This window comes from Halomonas campaniensis, assembly GCF_002211105.1.
Taxonomy (GTDB): Bacteria; Pseudomonadota; Gammaproteobacteria; order Pseudomonadales; family Halomonadaceae; genus Vreelandella; species Vreelandella campaniensis_A.
The window spans coordinates 1-1833 of the sequence record NZ_JPUA01000029.1; the positions used below are offsets into that span (position 1 = coordinate 1).

Annotated in this window: 1 protein-coding gene; it reads right to left on the minus strand. The window is 60.7% G+C overall.

Annotated elements, in window-relative coordinates:
• The coding region (gene tkt / locus JI62_RS11205; RefSeq protein ID WP_205737511.1) for a transketolase at window positions 1-1833 on the minus strand (1833 nt) is incomplete at both ends.

Sequence of the window (1833 nt, forward strand, 5' to 3'; positions counted from 1 at the left end):
TGGGCGGCTTCGATGGCGATACGCTTGGTGACCGCTTTGGGCAGTACGCTTTCGCGGTACTCGGCGTCCTGACCGTTAAAGCGGTAGGCCGAGGGCATAGAGACTACCCGCACCGCTTTGCCCTGCTGCTCAAGCTCCGCAGCGGCGTCCATCGCCAGGGCCACTTCAGAACCGGTGGCAATCAGAATCAGCTCGGGGGTCCCTTCGCTATCTTTCAGGACATACGCCCCGTTTTGAATCGACGCCAGCTGCGCTTTGGTGCGCTGCTGGTGGGGCAGGTTCTGGCGTGACAGCACCAGTGCCGTGGGGCCTGAGTGACGCTTGATCGCCGCATCCCAGGCCGCGGCGGTTTCCACCGCATCGCAGGGGCGCCAAGTGTTCAGGTTAGGCGTGGTGCGCAGGCTGGTGAGCTGCTCAATGGGTTGGTGGGTTGGGCCATCTTCACCCAAACCAATGGAGTCATGGGTAAACACGTAAATCACCTGCTGGCCCATCAACGACGCCATGCGGATCGAGTTACGCATGTACTCCATAAAGATCAGGAAGGTGGCGCCGTAAGGTACCAGGCCGCCGTGCAGGGCGATGCCGTTCATAACCGCCCCCATACCAAACTCACGCACACCGTAGTGCAGGTAGTTGCCGCTGGCGTCTTCCGGGGTAATCGCTTGCGCGCCTTTCCAGAAGGTCAGGTTCGACGGCGCCAAGTCGGCGCTGCCGCCCAGCAGCTCCGGCATTTTAGGGCCAATGGCATTTAACACTTCAAAGGAGGCTTTGCGCGAAGCAAGGGTCTCGCCGCGCTCTTGGGCCTGCTCGATCAAGGCTTCGGTAGGCAGCTCTGCTGGCAGTTGGCGCTTCATGCGGCGCTTGAATTCACGGGCTTCCGTGGGGAAAGCTTCAGCATAGCGGGCAAAGCGCGCTTCCCACTCCTGCTGGCGAGCCTTGCCTTCAGAGCGGGCATCCCAAGCCGAGTAGATCGGTTCAGGAATATGGAACGGCGCATGAGGCCAGTCGAGCTGGGTGCGTGCCAGCGCCACTTCGTCGTCGCCTAAGGGCGCTCCGTGGGCGTCCTCTTTGCCCTGCTTGTTGGGCGCACCAAAGCCAATGATGGTCTTGCAGATAATCAGGCTCGGCTTATCGTCGTGGCTCTTGGCCAGCTCGATCGCGGCTTTCACCTCTTCAGGCTTGTGGCCATCCACATTGGGCACCACGTGCCAGCCGTAAGCCTCAAAACGCTTGGCGGTATCGTCGGTAAACCAGCCTTCCACTTCCCCATCGATCGAGATGCCGTTGTCGTCATATAGAGCGATCAACTTACCCAACTGCTGGGTACCGGCCAGGGAGGCGGCTTCGTGGGAGATACCCTCCATTAAGCAGCCGTCACCCAAAAAGCACCAGGTGTGGTGATCCACAATGGTGTGGCCAGGGCGGTTAAACTGCGCTGCCAGGGTTTTTTCGGCAATGGCGAAGCCCACGGCGTTGGCAAAGCCCTGACCCAGCGGGCCGGTGGTAGTCTCAATACCCGGAGCGTAGCCAAATTCCGGGTGACCCGCGGTGGGGGAGTGAAGCTGGCGGAAATTCTGCAGCTGTTCCAGGCTCAGCTCGTAGCCACTCAGGTGGAGCAGCGAGTAGAGCAGCATGGAGCCGTGGCCATTGGAGAGCACAAAGCGGTCACGATCGGCCCACTTGGGGTCTTCGGGGTTGTGCTTGAGGTAGTCATTCCATAGCACCTCAGCGATATCAGCCATGCCCATGGGGGCGCCGGGATGGCCGGACTTGGCCTTCTGAACGGCATCCATGGAGAGGGCGCGAATGGCATTGGCTAGCTCAAAACGG